Origin of the sequence: Helicobacter pylori (assembly GCF_017594925.1) — a bacterium.
Taxonomy (GTDB): domain Bacteria; phylum Campylobacterota; class Campylobacteria; order Campylobacterales; family Helicobacteraceae; genus Helicobacter; species Helicobacter pylori_DP.
Window position 1 is genome coordinate 1 of sequence record NZ_JAALNT010000018.1, and the last position, 19488, is coordinate 19488.

Sequence of the window (19488 nt, forward strand, 5' to 3'; positions counted from 1 at the left end):
TTAGCGGCTTTTTAAAAAGCCCTTGCTGAAACAAGGAAATGAAAGTATAGTCATAGAAAGCTTAAGGTTTGCTTAAACTAGGGAATGTTTGGGAAAATATTTTGATTTTTTAGAGCGTTTAAAAATTGCACGATCTTTTCTTTAGGGATAATCACTAAACTTTCGTGGTTTTCTAAAGTGCTGCTAGCCATTCCCATAAACTCCCCCACTTCGCTAAAATAAGGCCTCCCTCCCCACAACACGCTCCCCTTTTTAAAAGAAGCATCAAGCGAAAGAAATTTTTTAGATTTTAAAAGTTCAGCCACAGAAATGCCCGTTATCTGTATAGAAAAAGAATTCCCCTCATTTAACGCTGGGTAGTAGAGATCGGAATTGGGTGTTTTTTGATCGGTATAGGGATTTGAATGAAAAGTTTGAGCGTATTTTGTGTAAATCCTTGCATGATAATAGCTCTCTTCTCTTTTATGGCAATAATCGTCTCTAAAATCGGCGGTTTTTAAAAGCGAAAGCCCTTGATCCCTATCTATCGCTTCAAGGCGCAAGCTGGCTATGCAAATCAGCTCTTTAGCACTGCTGTCTTGCATTTTGGCTAAAATCATTTTAGGGTATAAGCCATTAGAATAAAGCGTTTCAGAAGAAGCGATATAACGCCCATTTTTGAGCAAAGTCGCATAGCCTTCTTTATAAGTCCCATCGCTAAAATACACTTTCAATAACGCAACAGAATAAACCCATGCAGGGAGCGTTGGATCAAGGGGCGGATCGTCTCTAACGATTTGAATGTTATTAGCGTTCATCATGCATGAGAATAAAACGATACAACAACCAACCGCTAATCTTTTATGCCAAAACGCCATTATCCAACTTACTGCTTAAATTTCAAAAGTATCCTACAGCACTATCGGCTAAAATACCAATTGTTTTAATTTACTGCTATAATAGAGCATTTGAATGACAAAAGCTTATCGCAAAGGTTTATGATGGATCCAATTAAAACTTATGATATTAAAGAAGAAGAGCTTGCAAAAACCGCTTACGCTACGATCAAAACCAATAAAGGCCATATCACTCTAGAGCTTTTTTACAAAGATGTGCCCCAAGCGGTCAGTAACTTTGTAACTTTGGCTAAAGAGGGTTTTTATAACGGGCTTAACTTCCATCGTGTGATCGCCGGCTTTGTGGCTCAAGGAGGCTGCCCTTATGGCACAGGCACAGGCGGGCCAGGACACCGCATTAAATGCGAAGTGGCTCATAACCCCAACAAGCACCAAAGAGGTTCTATCTCTATGGCGCATGCCGGGAGAGACACAGGGGGGAGTCAATTTTTCTTGTGTTTTGTGGATTTGCCCCATTTAGATGGCGAACACACCGTGTTTGGCAAGATCACTAGTGTAGAAGGTCTTAATGTCTTGGATAAAATCAAGCAAGGCGATACTATAGAGAGCGTTGTGTTTAGCCCTTCTCTATAAGGAACAAGAGATTAGACATGCTCATACTCAGCCGCAAAGTTAATGAAGGGATTATCATTGATGATAACATCCACATTAAAGTCATTTCCATAGATAGAGGGAGTGTGCGTTTAGGGTTTGAAGCCCCTGAAAGCACCCTTATTTTGCGCGCTGAACTCAAAGAGGCCATTGTGAGCGAAAACCAAAAAGCTTCTGCGTCCGTAGATGAAAGCGTGTTAGAAAACATCAAAAAGGTCATTAAGCCTTGACGCATGTTTTTGAAGTTTATCCTAAAGTCAATATTTTTTTAAAAATCCTTCACAAAGAAGGGGCTTACCACAAGCTTATTTCTCGCATGTGTTTGGTCAAAGACAAGCTCAAAGACATTATCAGCGTCAAAAATGCCTTATCTTTCTCATTAAAAGGGGATTTTGACTGCCCTTTAGAAGAAAGCTCGCTCTTTAAAGCCCTCCAAATTTTAAAGAATTTTTTAAAATCAAAAAATTTCTCTCATTCTGTCATCAAATCCCTAGACACCCTGGCGATTGAAGTGGAAAAAAACATCCCCACTCAAGCCGGATTAGGCGGTGGGAGCGCTGATGCTGGGGGGCTATTGTATCATTTAAATCAGATTTTTGATTGGCGTTTGAGTTTAGAAGAGCTTTATAGCATGGGATCTTTAGTGGGCGCGGACACCAACTTTTTCATCTCGCAATACACAAGCGCTAACGCCACTTCTTATGGCGAAGTTATTGAAAATTTTGAAGAAGAGCCTTTAGAAAATCGCCTAGAAATCTATGTGCCAAATCATGTTTTTTGTAGCACTAAAGCCGTTTATCAAGCTTATAAACCTAAAACTTGTTTTTCTCAAGCTAAAGAATGGCTTAAAAAACCGAGTTTGGAATGCCTAAAAACTTGCGACCGAAACGGATTAAACGATCTTTTAAAACCGGCTTTACTCACTAACCAAGCCTTAAGAGATATAGAAAGCGAATTAGGCAAGGAGTGGTTTTTTAGCGGGAGCGGGAGCGCGTTTTTTAGGCTAAAAAATACTCAAAAGGGAGCGAATGAAACTCATTGCCAGCAATAAAAAAGCCTATTTTGATTATGAAATTTTGGAAACTTTAGAAGCGGGATTAGCGCTTTTAGGCTCTGAAGTGAAGGCTTTGAGGCAAACTCGGGTGAATTTAAAAGATAATTTTGTTAAAATAATCAAAGGAGAAGCTTTTTTATTTGGTGTTCATATATCATATTTAGATACAATCCATGCGTATTACAAGCCCAATGAAAGGCGAGAGCGTAAGTTGCTTTTACACAAAAAGCAATTATTGAAATGGCAAATGGAAGCGTCTAAAGAACGCTTGAGTATCGTAGGATTGAAATTGTATTTTAACCAAAAAAATAGAGCTAAAATCCAAATTGCTTTAGTGAAAGGAAAAAGATTGCACGACAAAAGACAAAGTCTCAAAGAAAAAGCGCTCAATAAAGAAATTCTTACCGATTTAAAACACCACTTTAAAGGATAATAATGAAAGAAATGGTAGATTATGGGATCATAGGGTTTTTGATCTTCTTATCAGTCATCGTTATAGCGATCGCAATAGAAAGGTTGTGGTTTTTTGCCACTCTTCGTGTAGATGATTACACAGACAGGCGTAAATTAGAATTAGCCTTACACAAACGACTGACTTTAGTGGCCACGATTGGCTCAAACGCTCCTTATATCGGTCTTTTAGGAACGGTTATGGGGATCATGCTCACCTTTATGGATTTAGGCTCAGCTTCTGGCATTGACACTAAGGCGATCATGACTAATTTAGCCCTTGCTTTAAAAGCGACCGGCATGGGGTTATTGGTAGCGATCCCTGCGATTGTGATTTATAACTTGCTCGTGAGAAAAAGCGAGATTTTAGTGACCAAATGGGATATTTTCCACCACCCGGTTGACACGCAATCCCATGAGATTTATAACAAAGCCTAAGGATTGAGCGGTGAAAAAAGTAGAATCCATGAATGTGGTGCCTTTCATTGACATCATGCTTGTGTTGTTAGTGATCGTGCTTACAACGGCGTCTTTTGTGCAAACTTCAAAGCTCCCTATTAGCATTCCTCAAGTGGATAAAGACAGCACTGATTCTAAAGACGTGTTGGACAAAAAACAAGTTACGATCGCCATTTCTAATAAGGGTTCTTTTTATTTTGACGATAAAGAAATCAGCTTTGAAAATTTAAAACACAAGGTTTCCACTTTGGCTAAAGACACCCCTATTGTCTTGCAAGGCGACAAGAAAAGCAATTTGGATAACTTTATCAAAGTCGTGGATTTATTGCAAACGAACAATCTGAAGCAGCTTTACATTCTTGTTGAAGATAAAAAGAATCAAAAAAATTAGTTTTAGTCAATTTTTAGCATTCTTTAGCTAAAATCTGTGTTTATGTTTAATTTTTGTCAAGGGAGTTTTAAATGAAACGCACTTACCAACCACACAACACACCAAGAAAGCGAACCCATGGCTTTCTTGTGAGAATGAAAACCAAAAACGGGCGCAAGGTGATTAATGCCAGACGAGCTAAGGGCAGAAAAAAGCTTTCCGTCTAAACCCTATGACTCTTTAAAAAACAAGAGTGAGTTTGATAGGGTTTATCAAAAGAGTTTCAAAAAACACAACCCTTTTTTTTCGCTCTTTGTTTTGGATTTGTCAAAAGAGCCGCCAAAAGGAAAAGAGAGTTTTAAAGATCCGCTCTCTTGTAGGCTTAAAGACAAAAAAACGCTTTATTTATTAGGCTTGAGCGTGTCCAAAAAAGTCGGCAACGCCGTGAAACGAAACCTTATCAAACGCCGTTTGCGTTCGCTTACATTAAAGCATGCCGCTCTTTGTCAAGGGCTTGCTTTGGTGTTTGTGCCTAGAAGCGATTGTTACCATTTGGATTTTTGGGCTTTAGAAAAACATTTTTTAGAAATGCTAACTTCCATTAAAAACTATATGAACAAAGCCTTAAAAGACTTGAAAAAAGGAATAACTCATACCTATGCGAAACAATAAAACGCCTTTTTTGAGCGCGATTTTTACGGCATCCATTAGGGGTTACCAACGCTTTTTTTCGGCTTTCACCCCTTCAAGCTGCCGGTTTTACCCCACTTGCTCTAACTACGCTCTGTGGTTGCTCTGTTTTGAAAGCCCTTTGAGCGCTATGGGTAAGATCATTCTAAGGATACTCTCATGCAACCCTTTTTGCTCTGGGGGCATTGCTTACCCTACTACTCGCTTGAAACGCCCTAGTTTGCTCCAATCTCATAAAGATTTTAACCGCAATTTTAAAACCATTACTTTTTGGCTCGTTCCTACTACAAAAAGCCGCACAACTTACTACATCATTAAGGTTTAATCACAATGGATAGAAACAACAATAATAATCTCCGCTTGATTTTAGCGATCGCTCTGTCTTTCTTGTTTATCGCTCTTTATAGCTATTTTTTCCAAAAACCAAACAAAACAACAACCCAAACCACAAAGCAAGAAACAACCAACAACCACACAACAACAAGTCCTAACGCGCCCAACGCCCAACATTTTGGCACCACTCAAACAACCCCACAAGAGAATTTGTTAAGCACGATTTCTTTTGAGCATGCCAGGATTGAAATTGACTTTTTAGGGCGCATCAAACAGGTTTATCTCAAGGATAAAAAGTATCTAACCCCCAAACAAAAGGGCTTTTTAGAGCATGTGGGCCATCTTTTTAGCTCCAAAGAAAACGCGCAACCCCCCCTAAAAGAGCTCCCCCTTTTAGCAGCCGATAAACTCAAGCCTTTAGAAGTGCGTTTTTTAGACCCCACGCTCAATAACAAAGCGTTCAACACCCCTTATAGCGCTTCAAAAACCACTCTTGGGCCTAATGAACAGCTCGTTTTAACCCAAGATTTAGGCGCTCTTACTATCATTAAAACCCTGACTTTCTATGATGATTTGCATTATGATTTAAAAATCGCATTCAAATCGCCCAATAACCTTACCCCTAGCTATGTGATCACCAATGGTTACAGGCCGGTGGCTGATTTAGACAGCTACACCTTTTCAGGCGTGCTTTTAGAAAATAACGACAAAAAAATTGAAAAAATTGAAGATAAAGACGCTAAAGAAATCAAACGCTTTTCCAATATCCTCTTTTTATCCAGCGTGGATAGGTATTTCACCACCTTGCTTTTCACTAAAGATTCTCAAGGATTTGAAGCCTTAATCGATTCAGAAATCGGGACTAAAAACCCCTTAGGGTTCATTTCCCTTAAAAATGAAGCAACTCTGCATGGCTATATTGGCCCCAAAGATTACCGCTCTTTGAAAGCGATTTCACCGATGCTCACGGATGTGATAGAGTATGGCTTAATCACTTTCTTTGCGAAAGGCGTGTTTGTTTTACTGGATTATTTGTATCAATTCGTGGGTAATTGGGGTTGGGCTATCATTCTTTTAACGATTATCGTGCGCATTGTCCTCTACCCCTTAAGCTATAAAGGCATGGTGAGCATGCAAAAGCTTAAGGAATTAGCCCCTAAAATGAAAGAACTCCAAGAAAAATACAAGGGCGAACCCCAAAAGTTGCAAGCCCACATGATGCAGCTTTACAAAAAACATGGGGCCAACCCGCTAGGGGGTTGTCTGCCCTTGATCTTACAAATCCCGGTGTTTTTTGCGATTTATAGGGTGCTTTATAACGCTGTGGAATTGAAAAGCTCAGAGTGGATTCTATGGATTCATGATTTATCTATCATGGATCCGTATTTTATTTTACCGCTTCTTATGGGAGCGTCTATGTATTGGCACCAAAGCGTTACGCCAAACACCATGACCGATCCCATGCAAGCAAAGATTTTTAAACTCCTACCCCTATTATTCACAATCTTTTTAATCACTTTCCCTGCAGGGTTAGTCTTGTATTGGACCACGAACAACATCCTTTCGGTGTTGCAACAACTCATTATTAATAAAGTTTTAGAGAATAAAAAACGCATGCATGCACAAAACAAAAAGGAACATTGATGCAAAATCCTATTGAAATCAAAGCCAAAACCTTAGAAGAAGCCCTTATCCAGGCTTCTATCGCCTTGAATTGCCCCATTATTAATTTGCAATACGAAGTCATTCAAACGCCCTCTAAAGGGTTTTTAAGCATTGGTAAAAAAGAAGCCATCATTTTAGCGAGCGTTAAAGAAAGCGTTAAAGAGGTTAAAGAAGAGAGCGTTAAAGAAATTGACACGAAAGAAATCCATCAAAACAATATAGAAGAAAAAAAACAAAAATTAGAAACAGAAACGCCTCAAGAAGAAAAAATCACCCCTAAACCCCCTAAAAAAAACCTTAAAGAAGAATCTCATAATGGAGACAAACTCCATGAAATTAAGCAAGAATTGAAAGACTTATTCTCCCACTTACCCTATAAAATCAATAAAGTGGAAGTCAGCCTTTATGAACCGGGGGTTTTATTGATTGATATTGATGGCGAAGATTCCGCTCTTTTAATTGGCGAAAAAGGTTATCGCTACAAAGCCCTTTCTTACTTGCTCTTTAACTGGATTCACCCTACTTATGGCTATAGCATCCGCTTAGAAATCTCCACTTTTTTACAAAACCAAGAAAAGGTCATGGAAGCGCAACTCCAAAGCACGATCATGACCGTGCATGAAGTGGGTAAGGGGCAGATGAAAGCCCCTGATGGCGTTTTAACCTATATCGCTTTAAAGAAATTACGAAAAGCGTTCCCTAACAAATACGTCTCTATCAAAACCAACTTAAACGATGAAAAATACATCGTCATCAACGACTTTAACAATGAATGACACCATCGCCGCTATCGCCACCCCTTTAGGCAAGGGAGCGATTAGCATCATTAAAATCAGCGGCCATAACGCCCTAAACATCCTCAAACAACTCACCCAAAAACAAGATTTCACCCCCAGATACGCTTATGTGCGCGATATTTTTTCTGATGGCGTTTTATTAGACAAAGCGTTAGTCATTTATTTCAAAGCCCCTTATAGTTTCACTGGTGAAGATGTGTGCGAAATCCAATGCCATGGAAGCCCCCTTTTAGCGCAAAATATCCTTCAAGCTTGTTTGAATTTAGGGGCTAGGCTTGCTCAAGCGGGGGAATTTAGCAAAAAAGCCTTTTTAAACCATAAAATGGATTTGAGCGAGATTGAAGCGAGCGTTCAGCTCATTCTTTGTGAAGATGAAAGCGTTTTAAACGCCCTAGCCAGGCAGCTTAAGGGCGAGTTGAAAATTTTTATTGAAGAGGCCAGGAACGATCTTTTAAAGCTTTTGGCGAGCTCAGAAGTTTTGATTGATTATAGCGAAGAAGACATTCCTAGCGATTTTTTAAAGGAAGTGTCTTTTAATTTGGAAAAACAAATCGCCTCTTTTAAAGACTTATTGGATTTTTCTAACGCGCAAAAACAAAGGAACAAAGGTCATGCCTTAAGCATTGTTGGCAAACCCAATGCTGGCAAAAGTTCTTTATTAAACGCCATGCTTTTAGAAGAAAGGGCTTTAGTGAGCGACATTAAAGGCACAACAAGAGACACCATAGAAGAAGTCATTGAACTAAAAGGGCATAAGGTGCGCTTGATTGATACGGCTGGCATCAGAGAGAGTGCGGATGAAATAGAGCGTTTAGGGATTGAAAAAAGCCTTAAAAGTTTAGAAAATTGCGACCTTATTTTGGGCGTGTTTGATCTTTCTAAACCCCTAGAAAAAGAAGATTTTAACCTTATAGACGCCCTTAATCGTGCTAAAAAACCTTGCATTGTTGTTTTGAATAAAAACGATTTAGCCCCTAAGTTGGAGCTTGAAATCTTAAAATCTTATCTTAAAATCCCTTATTCTTTACTAGAAACCAACACCCTAAATTCCAAGGCTTGTTTGAAAGATTTGAGCCAAAAAATCAGCGCCTTTTTCCCCAAACTAGACACTCAAAACAAACTCTTACTCACTTCCCTAGCCCAAAAAACCGCCCTAGAAAACGCCATTATTGAATTACAAAACGCTAAAAACCATTTAGAAACTTTAGAGCTTTTTTCTTATCACATTTTAAGCGCGATAGAAAACTTGAACTTGCTCACCCGCCCTTATGAAACCAGCCAAATGCTTGATAGCATGTTTAGCGAATTTTGCTTAGGCAAATAAAATCGTTTAAGGAATGGATTAAAACCCTTTTTAGCGCTACTTTTTAAGACTTTTTTACCCATTAGTGCGGTTTAATATCCGTATTTACAAAAACAATACTGCCATTTTTCAAAAAGGGGTAAAATGAGCTAGTTTAAAATGTATACATACCTATAAGCTATTTTTGAGTAAAAATGTTAAAAAAGACAATAAGGAGATTTCATGCTAAAACTCGTTAGTAAAACGATTTGTTTGTCCCTAATCGGATCATTCACCGCTGTAGAAGCCTTTCAAAAACACCAAAAAGACGGCTTTTTCATAGAAGCCGGGTTTGAAACTGGGCTATTACAAGGCACACAAACCCAAGAACAAACCATCGCAACAACTCAAGAAAAACCCAAACCCAAACCCAAGCCCAAACCCATTACCCCTCAAAGCACCTATGGGAAATACTACATCTCCCAAAGCACCGTTTTAAAGAATGCGACTGAGTTGTTTGCAGAGGATAATATCACCAACTTAACCTTTTATTCTTTAACCCCTGTGTATGTAACCGCTTATAACCAAGAAAGCGCTGAAGAAGCAGGCTATGGTGATAGCAGCTTGATTATGATACAAAACTTCTTGCCTTATAATTTAAACAACATTGAGCTGAGTTATACAGACAATCAAGGCAATGTAGTCAGTTTGGGCGTGATAGAGACTATCCCTAAACAATCTCAAATCATTCTGCCCGCAAGCTTGTTTAACGATCCGCAACTTAACGCTGATGGCTTCCAACAACTCCAAACCACCACCACAAAATTTTCTGATGCCAGCACGCAGAATCTGTTTGATAAGCTCAGCAAGGTTACAACCAATCTTCAAATGACTTATATCAATTACAACCAATTTTCTAGCGGTAACGGCACTGGTTCTAAACCCCCATGCCCCCCATACGAAAACCAAGCAAATTGCGTGGCTAAAGTGCCGCCTTTCACCTCTCAAGACGCTAAAAATTTGACCAATTTAATGCTGAACATGATGGCGGTGTTTGATTCTAAATCGTGGGAAGATGCCGTTAAAAACGCCCCCTTCCAGTTTAGCGACAACAACCTGTCAAAGCCATGTTATTCTAATTATTCTACATGCGTGAATCCTTACAACGATGGGCTTGTTGATCCTAAATTGATCGCTAAAAATAAAGGAGATGAATACAATATAGAAAACGGGCAAACAGGATCAGTGATATTAACGCCGCAAGACGTTATCTATAGCTATAGAGTTACGAATAATCTTTATGTGAATCTCTTGCCCACAAGAGGAGGGGATTTAGGGCTAGGATCTCAATATGGCGGCCCCAATGGCCCAGGCGATGATGGCACCAATTTTGGCGCTTTAGGGATATTGTCCCCTTTCTTAGACCCTGAAATACTCTTTGGCAAAGAATTGAATAAAGTCGCCATCATGCAATTAAGAGACATTATCCATGAATACGGGCATACCTTAGGCTATACGCACAATGGGAACATGACTTATCAAAGAGTGCGCATGTGCGAAGAAAACAATGGGCCAGAAGAGCGCTGTCAGGGCGGGAGGATAGAGCAAGTGGATGGGAAAGAAGTGCAAGTGTTTGACAACGGGCATGAAGTGCGAGACACCGATGGCTCTACCTATGATGTGTGTTCTCGTTTTGGCGGCCAAGGTCAGCCCGCTTTCCCTAGCAATTACCCCAATTCCATTTATACTGATTGCTCTCAAGTCCCCGCCGGGCTTATAGGCGTTACTAGTGCGGTTTGGCAGCAACTCATTGATCAAAACGCCCTACCGGTGGATTACACTAATTTGAGCAGCCAAACCAACTATTTAAACGCTAGTTTGAACACGCAAGATTTTGCGACCACTATGCTTAGTGCGATCAGTCAAAGCCTTTCATCTACTAAATCTAGCGCTACCACTTATCGCACTTCAAAAACCTCACGACCCTTTGGAGCCCCCCTATTAGGCGTTAATCTTAAAATGGGCTATCAAAAATATTTTAACGATTACCTAGGGTTGTCTTCTTATGGCATTATCAAATACAACTACGCTCAAGCCAATAACGAAAAAATCCAACAATTAAGCTATGGCGTGGGGATGGATGTGTTGTTTGATTTCATCACCAATTACACCAACGAAAAGAACCCTAAAAACAATCTAACCAAGAAAGTGTTCATTTCCTCTCTTGGGGTGTTTGGGGGGTTAAGGGGCTTATACAACAGCTATTATTTGTTGAACCAATACAAAGGGAGCGGTAATTTAAATGTGACCGGTGGGTTGAATTACCGCTACAAGCATTCTAAATATTCTATAGGCATTAGCGTTCCTTTAGTCCAGTTGAAATCTAGGGTCGTTTCTAGCGATGGCGCAACTACCAATTCTATCACCCTGAATGAAGGGGGCAGCCATTTTAAAGTGTTTTTTAACTATGGGTGGATTTTCTAGGGGTTAAAAATTGGCTTTAACTCTCTATTGGCTCTAAACGCTCTTTTTAGGCTCTTTTGTAGGCGTTTTTAGTTCTGTTTTGTGCGTGAGCGTTAGCGTTATGGATCGCTCTTTTTGTTCTCGCATCGCTTGCGTGTTTTCTTTAAGCTCGTTGGAGTTTTTTCTGCCTCGTTATTTTGTCTCATGTTTTTGTTCTCCTTTCGCATTCAAACGCCCCTTTTTAAGCGTTTGTTTGGTTTAAAATTGCGTTAGTTTTTAAAAAAGTTTGTTAGTTTGTGGGGCAAAAAAATAGACCCTAGCTTGGGGATTTGAAAGCCCAAAGTCATTTGGTTTTTTCAAACAATCTCGCTTGTATAGGCTCGTGAAGCGCCCAAACGCTAAAGACGATTGGCTTCCTAGGCTGATGTTGGGGGAGAGTTTGGTTCTCACTCTGTGTCTCTAATCATAGGGATTTTACAGAGTTTGAGCTCCAACGCATTCCCTACAGGTCTCACACATCATATCTTATAAAGGCGTAACTTTGCACGCTTTCTACGCTAGATACAAATGTATGGGGGTATTATACTACAAAGATATTTGGGATTTCTGCTTGGGTGGTTTTAAAAAGATTTTAGTTTTTGTTAATTTTAGTTTTTAGCGGGTGTGGTTTTAAGTGAGTTTGTGGGATAAAGAGTATTGAATGATATTTAGTTTATTTGGCGAGAACAAAAGCCACAAACCTTTAGAGGGTTTATTTTAATGGGTGCGAAAATGCCACGCTAAACAAAATAATGACGCTATAAAACTGAATGAATAAAAAAGTGCAAGCAAGATTAATATCCTGCTTATAACCCCGTATTGCCTTGCCCTTCTTTATTGGCATAATCTTTCAATTCTTTATAAAGCAAAGATTGCAAGCGCGTGATAGCAAAATTCTTATTCTTTTCATCCACTTCAAGGCTTCTATTCAACACAGGCGTGCCCTGGCAATCGCTCGCGCTAACAACCACTCTAATGCGTGTGATACCATTAGCGCTGTCTGTGAAAACTTCATTTTTGATTTGATAAAGCTTTTCTTCATCGCTAGGGGTCAATACTCTAGCGTAAGCGCTCATGAGAGCGTTTTTAATCTCTGTATCGCTGTTGTTATCAAAAGTGATTTGCACTTTAGGTTTGAAAGCGTTTTGATAATAGATTTTTTCATAATTTTCTAACGAACTCACCGGGACAGAATACGCTTTTAAAATCCTTTCTATAGGCATCGCTTTAGCCAATAAATCCCCCATGCTTTTAGATTGCTGTAAAAAAACCCCTTTACAAACCTTAGGCTTTAAGGTGGAAAACTGCCCATAAAGAGCGTTATACTTATCCCTTAAACCCTGCAAAAACAAGTTTTGATTAATCCTTACTCTGGTGTAGTAGATCCCTTTTTGCGCTTCTTGATTGACAATCTCTACATTATTCAATTCCAAGTCATCGGTTTTTAAGTTAATCGTTTGCGAATCACTGGATTTTAACTTATTATCCACACGACTTTTTTGGATATGGATTTGGGAATTAACCACCACGCTAATAGACGCCACTAAATCCGCTAACGCTTTTTGTTTAGAAGCCTCTTTAGAAGTGGCTGAACCACTCCCATAAAGATAGCCTTTTTGGGTGTTTGTTTTGTTATAGGCCTTGCCATACCACTTAGGCTCTGCGTTCAAATTGGCACCCACAAAAGCCATAAGGCATGCAAGAATAATCTTTTTCATTATTAATCCTTACTCATTCATTAAAGCGACATGCTTCTTAGTGATTCTTAGAAGCACATAAACTTTATCCGTATCAATAAAAGTGGCCTTTAGCTCACTAGCCTTAATCTCTATTTTATCCCCCTTGAAAGCTTCCATCACTTTCTCTAAGGCGTTTTGTCTGGCTGAGGACAAGCTATAATCCATATCTGAAAGCAATATATCGCTCATACCACACACTAAAATTTTTTCATCTTTGGTTTGGGTCTTTTCAATCTGCATCTCTTTTGAGCAATCTTTTGCCCACTTAGGCAAGGATTTCCCCCACACAAACCCCAACACCAAAATAAGCGCAATAGCAAGGCGTTTCATTAAAACCCTACTTTTTAACCATGCCTAATTCTTCACGCACCTTATCCACAATTTGCTTATCTAAGCCCACTAAAACAAAAACCCTATCTTTACCGACATAGCGGGCGAGCATTTTAGAAGCGATCAATTCCTTATCCACCAATTGAGAAATTTTTTCAGTATCAGTGCCGCTTATGGACCTTTTACCAGAAGCATCTACCGTTCTGGTTTTTTCATTTTCCAAATCTTTTTGTAAAGTGGATTTTAGATTCGCCGCTAAATTAGCCCTAGCTTTCGCTGTAGCTTGGTTAGTAGAATAATCCACATCATTATTAGTGATCAAATCCTCAGCCCTTCCTAAAAAGACCCCTGAATATTTTTCATACTTCGCCACTTTTTCTAAATCCCCTACAACCCAATCAGGAGCGCCTTTAGTCGCTTCTTTGTATGCCTTATTGCTTTTACTGATACCTGATTTTGGGGCATGGCTGCAACCTACGATCACCATCGTTGCCATCACACTCATCCCTAAAATTTTTTTAACTTGATTTTTCATTGTTCATCCTTTCAAATATAAATTTAAAACATACGCTTATTGCTAGCATTTTTCACAATAGGCTTAACATCGCTCCATACCTCTTCACCCGTTTTCCTATTGGTAAGGCTTAGGGTGAAGTCATAGTCTAAGCGCTGCCTAGAACTACTAATAGAGGCTGCGATACTAGATACTTTACCACTTAAAGATAAATCAGCGGCTTTTAAAGTGCCTTTTTCTACAGTGGTGTCTTGATTATACTCTTCGCTCTCTCGTTCTTTTTCGCGCTGTTTCACCATTCTGCTATCCGCTGCAATGCCGCTCCCTCCGCTCGCTCTTGTGATATTGAACCTCCCATTAGATCGCAACCGCAACTGCCGCGCGATTTCAGTCGTCAAAAGATTCATATCCAAATTGGGTTGCGTGGTGTCGTTAATCACATCTGAGACTTCAATCAAATGCTTGCCCTTGAGTTGCTCAAAATTAGGGTCGCTAAACATGGAATCTAACATCGCGTTAGCAGTTAGCAATAAATCCGTGCTATTAATACTTGCAGTCGTATTTTTAGTGGCATCATTCACATTTTGATAAGTTGCCATTTCGCTTGAGCAACCCACCCACAATAAAGTACTCAAAATCACCGAACTTATAATTTTTAATTTTGTTTTCAATACCATAGTGATAGAAACTCCCTATTCAAAATTTAAAACAGATACTTCCGTTCCTAATTTTAAACTTCTAATCTAAACACACAGTGTTTTTGCGGATTTTAGCATTTTATGTGTCTTTTTTTTCACATTTTACAAGTTTTAGCCCTAAAAATTTCACACCGCAAGCATTAATACCACAAATTCGTTCATTTTTAACTTAATTAAAGAAACTTTTTTAACAAACATGCTTATTTAAAAACGATAAAAACGATTTTTTGAGATAAAAAAATAATATAAAAGCCATTTGAAGTTAGCCCCCTATTAAAAAAGGGGCTAAAAAGATTTCTATGAGTTCTTATTTTAACAAGGCTTTTTAATGCCCTTTATAATAACGCTTTTAGAGCGTCTTCAATCGGTTTTTGAGAGCTAGGTTCTACAAGCCTTTCACCCACTTCTTTGGCGTTTTTGTAAAAAATCAAAGTAGGGATCTTGCGAATGCCTAAGCTCTCTTTGAGATCCTGGCTTTCATCAAAAGAAACCTTAAAAAATTCCACCTTGCCTTTGTAAGTTTTGGCTAAATTTTCCATGATCGGCTCAATCTTTCTGCAATCCGGGCACCAACTCGCCCCCACATTAACCACTACCGCTTGATGAGCGATTTTTTCTGCGTAATTCTTCCCGTTAATCACTTCTAACATGATAATCCTTAATTTTTATTTCCCCCAACCGCCGAAGTATAGCATAACTCAAGCGCTAATCCCCTTTAACATTAACCCTATTAGCCATAAACGCATGCAACTCATTGTATTCTTGGCGGTTTAAAAAACGCATTTTCCCTACCGGCAAGGCATTCAAATTCACAAAACCATAACGAACGCGCCTTAAATCCAACACCCCAGCGTTAAAAAACGCAAAAAAACGCCTCAATTCTCTGTTTTTCCCCTCATTGATAATAACTCTAAGTTTAGAATATTTGGCATGGTTTTTGATGATTTCATAACCAATAAAGGGGGCAAATTCCATGCTTTTAATGGGGGTTTTTTGGTGCGCTCCCTTAGTGGCGTTTTCTAATTTCAAACCCTCTTGCATGGCGTTTTCCATCTCTCTTGTAACAAAGCCTTGAATTTTAACAAGATACTCTTTTTCTAAATTCGCATGCATTAAAGCGCTCACCACTGCTTTACTATCGCTTAACAATAACACCCCCTCGCTCGCAAAATCCAAACGCCCCACCGGCACAAAATGGGCGTATTTTTTCTCCAAGCTTTCATAAATCACGCGCCGTTTTAAGGGATCGTTTTTACTCACTAGTTCGCCCTTTGGCTTGTGATAAACCAGCACGCTGAATTTTTTGTTTTTTAAGGGCTTGATGAGTCGTTTGTCTAAAAACACCTTGTCGTTTTCTTTAACCACGCTAGCGAGTTTGGCATGCTCATGGTTGATTTTCACCCGCCCTTCTAAAACCAATTTTTCAGCTTCTCTTCTGGAATGCTTGGTGTAATGGGCTAAAAACTGGTTGATCCTCAAGCTAAATCCCTCCACTCTAACCCCTTAAAATCGTTCTTAATCTTTTCATTCACCATTAAATCGCTTTGGATTTTGAATTGCTTATCCTTATCTTTGATGATCAAATACAAGGGGCGTTTGCCCTGGTGTTTTAAAGCGCTCTCTTTGATTTGTCTTAAAAACTCTTTTTTCACATCGTTTTCTAACACAATCGCCAAAGAGCAAGAGCTAGAGGCGAGTATTTCCATGGGGGGGATTTCGCGCACCTCTTCTTTTTGCTTTTCAGGGTCTTTATAGCGGGCTTTAGGGATTTTAACCTCTCTAGCGCTCTCTAAATCCAAGATTTCAAAAAGCCTTAATCGCGCCACTTCTTCTTGCTCTTCAATCTTGCATTTAAACACTAAAGGCTTATTAATATCCAACTCTTCTAAAGCGTTTAATTGCTTTTCAAACAGCATGAGTTCAAACTTGCCGTATCGATCCAAAATGTCCGCTGTGCCATAAGGCTTACCGCTTCGTTTGCCAATTTTCTTTTTAACTTCCATGATTTTACCCAGCAAATAAGCTTGCGAGCCGATTTCTAATTCTTCAATATCAATGCTTTTGACTAAATTTTTAAAGCCCTTAATTTCTTCTTTAAACTCGTCTAAAGGGTTGCCTGAAACGTGGATACCTAAAGTCTCATACTCGCATTCTAAAAGCGTTTTAGCGTCATGCTCGCCCAAATCAACCATGTCCAAAATAACCTGCTCTTTAATTCCGCCTTCCATGGCTCCAAAAAGAGAATTACCCCCTTGCATCATTTCATTAGCCTTGTCTTTAGCGCGCCCGGCATCGCAGATCAAATCCAAGTTAGCGAGCATGGTTTTTCTAGTGTAGCCTAAATTGTCCAAGCTCCCTGATTTCACTAATGGCTCTAAAGATTTTTTAGTGAGTTTAGAAAAATCCACCCGTGAAATGAAATCTTCCAAACTCTTATAATCCCCTTTAGCCCTTTCTTCAATGATGTTTTTAATCGGCTCACCCCCAACCCCTTTGATCGCTCCCAAACCAAACACGATTTTCTTTTCTGGCTCGCCCTTTTGATTTTTAAACTCCGCCACGCTGAAATCTTGCATAGAAGAATTGATGTGCGGAGGCATCACTTCAATTTCTAAAGCCCTAACCTCATCAATATAGCGCGCCACGGATTCGATCTTATTGGATTCGCTAGTGAGCATCGCTGCCATGAACTCATGCTTGTAATAAGTCTTTAAATACGCCGTTTGGAAAGTGATCATCGCATAGGCGGCTGAATGCGATTTGTTGAAACCATAACCAGCAAATTTAACGATCAAATCCCACAAATTAGCCGCCTTTTGGCCATCATGCCCTAAATTCTTAGCGCCTTCTACAAACTTCGCCTTATTGTCCGCCATGATCTGAGCGTCTTTTTTCCCCATAGCGCGGCGGATGAGATCCGCTTCACCCAAACTAAAACCGCCAATAGTTTGCACGATTTGCATCACCTGCTCTTGATAGACGATCGTGCCGTAAGTGGGCTTTAAAATCGGCTCTAATTCTTTAAACGCATAAGCGATAGGCTCAACGCCATGTTTTCTGTTTACAAAATCATCTACCATGCCTGATTCCATGGGCCCTGGCCTCCCTAGCGCAATAATGGCGATAATGTCTTCAAAGCTTGAAGGCCTTAAACGCTTGTTAAGCCCTTGAAACATTCCGGATTCAATTTGGAATATCCCCACCGTATCCCCGCTTTGGATCGTTTTATACACTTTTGGATCGTCCATATCCAACGATAAAAAATCCACATCAATGTTATGTTGCGTTTTAATGATTTTAAGCGCATCATCAATCACGGTCAAGGTTTTAAGCCCCAAGAAGTCAAACTTAATCAAATCCACCGGCTCTAAATACTTCATGGAATATTGCGTAACGATACCGCCGGTTTTTTCAGAGGCAAACAAAGGGGTTTTGTGCCACAACTCTTTTTGGCTATCCACCACTAAAGCTGCCGCATGCACGCCTGCATTGCGATTCAAATTCTCTAAATTGAGCGAATACTCCCACACTTGTTTGGCTAATTCATTGCTCTCTACTAATTCCTTGATTTTAGGCTCTAATTCCCACGCCCCCTCGATGAACTCGCCATTTTTTTCATAACCCTTAAGCGTGATGCCTAAGCGGTTGGGTATAAGTTTGGCAAAATCATCGGCTTCTTTATAGGGCATGTCCAAAACCCTTGCGACATCTCTGATCACGCCCTTAGCCAACATCTTATTAAAGGTGATGACTTGAGCCACATTGTATTTGCCGTATTTTTCAATCATGTATTCTATGATTTCCTTACGCCGGCGTTGGCAAAAATCCGTATCAATATCAGGCATGCTGACTCGTTCAGGGTTTAAAAACCTTTCAAAGAGCAAATCGTATTTCAAAGGGTCAATATCCGTGATTTTTAAAGCAAAAGCCACCAAACTCCCGGCCGCGCTCCCCCTACCAGGCCCCACAGGAATGCCCATTTCTTTAGCGTAACGGATAAAATCCCACACGATCAGCATATACCCCGGGAATTTCATGTTCGTAATGACTTCAATTTCTTTTTCTAGGCGTTCTTGGTATTGATCATGCTTTTCTTTTGGCACTAAAATTAAGCGCTCTTTCAAGCCCTCTCTGGCCTTATGGGCAAAATAAGAAGCGTCATCTTCAAAATCCAGCCCCTCATTTTTGGCGTAAGCTTTAGTGAATTTGAAACTTGGGGGGGTTGGGGGGTTCTTCTTATCGTCTTTTAAATCAATCTCTAAAACGCATTTATCAGCGATTTCTTGGGTGTTTTCTAAGGCTTCTGGAATATCTGCAAAGAGCTTTGCCATTTCTTCAGGGGACTTAATGTAAAACTCATGCACGGAGTGTTTCAAGCGCCCCTTATCGTTTAGGGTTTTACCCATCGCTACGCACATCGCTACTTCTTGAGCCTTGGCGTCATTAGGCATGGTGTAGTGGGTGTCGTTGGTGGCAATGATTTTTAACCCTGTTTCTAAAGACATTTTAATGACTTGCTCATCAATGAATCGCTGATCTAAAATGCCATGGCGCATGATTTCTAAATAAAAATCGTCTTCAAAAATCTCTTGGTATTCGCAAGCGATTCTTTTGGCTTCATCATAGCCTTTAGCCCCATACTTGCGGTTTCTCTCATTATGAGTATTCAAATGGTAATTGACTTCCCCTTGCAAGCACGCGCTAGAAGCGATAATGCCTTTAGAATGCTCCCTTAGAAGCTTTTTATTGATGCGCGGGAAATAATAAAACCCCTCTAAATACGCCATAGAGCTTAAGAACATCAAATTTTCATAGCCCTCTTGGTTTTTAGCGAACAGGCATAAATGGAAACGCTGCTTGGTTTCTTTACTAGAAAGGTTGTCATCGTTATGGATATACGCTTCCATGCCGATAATAGGCTTAATGCCTTCTTTTTTCATGCTCGTATAAAAATCAATCGCTCCAAACATGTTCCCATGGTCAGTTACGCTCACGCTTTTCATGCCCAATTCTTTAATGCGTTTGGCTAGAATTTTAATCTTGTTCGCCCCGTCTAAAAGCGAATATTCTGTGTGCAAGTGCAAATGCGTGAAAGCTTTATTCTCTTTCATTATCTAA

General features: G+C 39.7%; 21 protein-coding genes. 13 read left to right on the top strand and 8 right to left on the bottom strand.

The genetic code is table 11. The annotated features are described in order from the left end of the window. Window positions 1-77 precede the first annotated feature (77 nt). On the bottom strand, window positions 78-857 hold the full coding sequence (locus G6069_RS06430) for a hypothetical protein (RefSeq protein ID WP_197293750.1): 780 nt from the start codon (window positions 855-857) through the stop codon (window positions 78-80). A 123-nt stretch (window positions 858-980) separates the two neighbouring features. On the opposite strand from G6069_RS06430, the gene G6069_RS06435 reads away from it, so the two are divergent. From G6069_RS06435 to G6069_RS06495, 13 genes are all read left to right on the top strand, one after another. Further along, window positions 981-1469, top strand: coding sequence for a peptidylprolyl isomerase (locus tag G6069_RS06435; RefSeq protein WP_197293751.1), 489 nt, complete (start codon window positions 981-983; stop codon window positions 1467-1469). Window positions 1470-1486: 17 nt separating this feature from the next. Next, on the top strand, window positions 1487-1717 hold the full coding sequence (locus G6069_RS06440) for a carbon storage regulator (protein ID WP_197293752.1): 231 nt from the start codon (window positions 1487-1489) through the stop codon (window positions 1715-1717). After that, complete coding sequence (locus G6069_RS06445; RefSeq protein ID WP_197293753.1) at window positions 1714-2538, top strand: 4-(cytidine 5'-diphospho)-2-C-methyl-D-erythritol kinase; 825 nt, start codon at window positions 1714-1716, stop codon at window positions 2536-2538. The genes G6069_RS06440 and G6069_RS06445 overlap by 4 nt, the downstream gene beginning before the upstream one ends. Next, window positions 2516-2974 (top strand): SsrA-binding protein, encoded by a 459-nt coding sequence (smpB, locus tag G6069_RS06450; protein ID WP_000766485.1) that lies wholly within the window; start codon window positions 2516-2518, stop codon window positions 2972-2974. The genes G6069_RS06445 and smpB overlap by 23 nt, the downstream gene beginning before the upstream one ends. Window positions 2975-2976: 2 nt before the next feature. Then, window positions 2977-3429 carry a TonB-system energizer ExbB gene (exbB, locus tag G6069_RS06455; protein ID WP_000661837.1) on the top strand — a complete coding sequence of 151 codons (453 nt, stop codon included), beginning with the start codon at window positions 2977-2979 and terminating at the stop codon, window positions 3427-3429. Between the two features lie 10 nt (window positions 3430-3439). Further along, window positions 3440-3841 carry an ExbD/TolR family protein gene (locus G6069_RS06460; protein ID WP_000755082.1) on the top strand — a complete coding sequence of 134 codons (402 nt, stop codon included), beginning with the start codon at window positions 3440-3442 and terminating at the stop codon, window positions 3839-3841. A 71-nt stretch (window positions 3842-3912) separates the two neighbouring features. Next, window positions 3913-4047: a 50S ribosomal protein L34 gene (rpmH, locus tag G6069_RS06465; protein ID WP_001847286.1), complete on the top strand. Its 135-nt coding sequence runs from the start codon at window positions 3913-3915 to the stop codon at window positions 4045-4047. Further along, window positions 4007-4492 (top strand): ribonuclease P protein component, encoded by a 486-nt coding sequence (gene rnpA, locus G6069_RS06470; RefSeq protein ID WP_197293754.1) that lies wholly within the window; start codon window positions 4007-4009, stop codon window positions 4490-4492. The genes rpmH and rnpA overlap by 41 nt, the downstream gene beginning before the upstream one ends. Then, complete coding sequence (yidD, locus tag G6069_RS06475) at window positions 4479-4835, top strand: membrane protein insertion efficiency factor YidD (protein ID WP_001245515.1); 357 nt, start codon at window positions 4479-4481, stop codon at window positions 4833-4835. Before rnpA ends, yidD begins: the two co-directional genes overlap by 14 nt. Window positions 4836-4840: 5 nt before the next feature. Further along, on the top strand, window positions 4841-6487 hold the full coding sequence (gene yidC, locus G6069_RS06480; protein WP_197293755.1) for a membrane protein insertase YidC: 1647 nt from the start codon (window positions 4841-4843) through the stop codon (window positions 6485-6487). Further along, complete coding sequence (locus tag G6069_RS06485; protein WP_197293756.1) at window positions 6487-7284, top strand: Jag N-terminal domain-containing protein; 798 nt, start codon at window positions 6487-6489, stop codon at window positions 7282-7284. Before yidC ends, G6069_RS06485 begins: the two co-directional genes overlap by 1 nt. Further along, window positions 7277-8629, top strand: a complete 1353-nt coding sequence (gene mnmE, locus G6069_RS06490; protein ID WP_197293757.1) for a tRNA uridine-5-carboxymethylaminomethyl(34) synthesis GTPase MnmE — start codon at window positions 7277-7279, stop codon at window positions 8627-8629. Before G6069_RS06485 ends, mnmE begins: the two co-directional genes overlap by 8 nt. 201 nt (window positions 8630-8830) lie before the next feature. Then, entirely contained in the window at window positions 8831-11071 is a 2241-nt protein-coding gene (locus G6069_RS06495) for an outer membrane beta-barrel protein (RefSeq protein ID WP_197293758.1), read from the top strand. 824 nt (window positions 11072-11895) lie between these two features. On the opposite strand, the gene G6069_RS06500 is transcribed toward G6069_RS06495, so the two are convergent. From G6069_RS06500 to dnaE, 7 genes are all read right to left on the bottom strand, one after another. Further along, complete coding sequence (locus tag G6069_RS06500) at window positions 11896-12807, bottom strand: LPP20 family lipoprotein (RefSeq protein WP_197293759.1); 912 nt, start codon at window positions 12805-12807, stop codon at window positions 11896-11898. 9 nt (window positions 12808-12816) lie between these two features. Beyond that, window positions 12817-13158 (bottom strand): hypothetical protein, encoded by a 342-nt coding sequence (locus G6069_RS06505; protein WP_079305590.1) that lies wholly within the window; start codon window positions 13156-13158, stop codon window positions 12817-12819. A gap of 7 nt (window positions 13159-13165) precedes the next feature. Continuing rightward, complete coding sequence (locus G6069_RS06510) at window positions 13166-13693, bottom strand: LPP20 family lipoprotein (protein ID WP_197293760.1); 528 nt, start codon at window positions 13691-13693, stop codon at window positions 13166-13168. A 23-nt stretch (window positions 13694-13716) separates the two neighbouring features. Continuing rightward, on the bottom strand, window positions 13717-14349 hold the full coding sequence (lpoB, locus tag G6069_RS06515) for a penicillin-binding protein activator LpoB (protein ID WP_000243401.1): 633 nt from the start codon (window positions 14347-14349) through the stop codon (window positions 13717-13719). A 356-nt stretch (window positions 14350-14705) separates the two neighbouring features. After that, on the bottom strand, window positions 14706-15020 hold the full coding sequence (locus G6069_RS06520; RefSeq protein WP_000895147.1) for a thioredoxin family protein: 315 nt from the start codon (window positions 15018-15020) through the stop codon (window positions 14706-14708). 55 nt (window positions 15021-15075) lie between these two features. Continuing rightward, entirely contained in the window at window positions 15076-15864 is a 789-nt protein-coding gene (locus G6069_RS06525; protein ID WP_197293761.1) for a pseudouridine synthase, read from the bottom strand. After that, complete coding sequence (gene dnaE, locus G6069_RS06530; protein WP_197293762.1) at window positions 15846-19481, bottom strand: DNA polymerase III subunit alpha; 3636 nt, start codon at window positions 19479-19481, stop codon at window positions 15846-15848. Before dnaE ends, G6069_RS06525 begins: the two co-directional genes overlap by 19 nt. Window positions 19482-19488 lie beyond the last annotated feature (7 nt).